The organism is Achromobacter sp. SIMBA_011, assembly GCF_046535435.1.
Classification (GTDB): domain Bacteria; phylum Pseudomonadota; class Gammaproteobacteria; order Burkholderiales; family Burkholderiaceae_B; genus Achromobacter; species Achromobacter dolens.
Genome location: NZ_JAWRWN010000664.1, coordinates 1 through 262 on the forward strand (window position 1 = coordinate 1; position 262 = coordinate 262).

The 262-nt window shown below is 56.9% G+C and carries 1 protein-coding gene; it reads right to left on the reverse strand.

The features are described from left to right. The coding region (locus SB816_RS32620; RefSeq protein ID WP_410548328.1) for a DUF5309 family protein at positions 1-262 on the reverse strand (262 nt) is incomplete at both ends.

Genomic DNA, 262 nt, shown 5'->3' on the forward strand with positions numbered 1-262 from the left:
GTTGATTCATTTGAAAGTTACGCAGGTACGCAACTGCCGCGTATTCCACGTCAACACCAAGTGCGACGCCCTGACGCTGGAAGCGGTTCGGGACGACTGCAACCCTGCCGAAGTCCGACACGTACACGTCAGCAGCACCGATGATTTCGGCTTGTGCGCCAGCTTCAACGTCGAGGAAGCGCGTAGCGATACCCGAGAAGCCGGAGATAGCCTGCTTGTTATGTGCGCCAACCATCACCATATCGGCCTTACCACCGTTCAG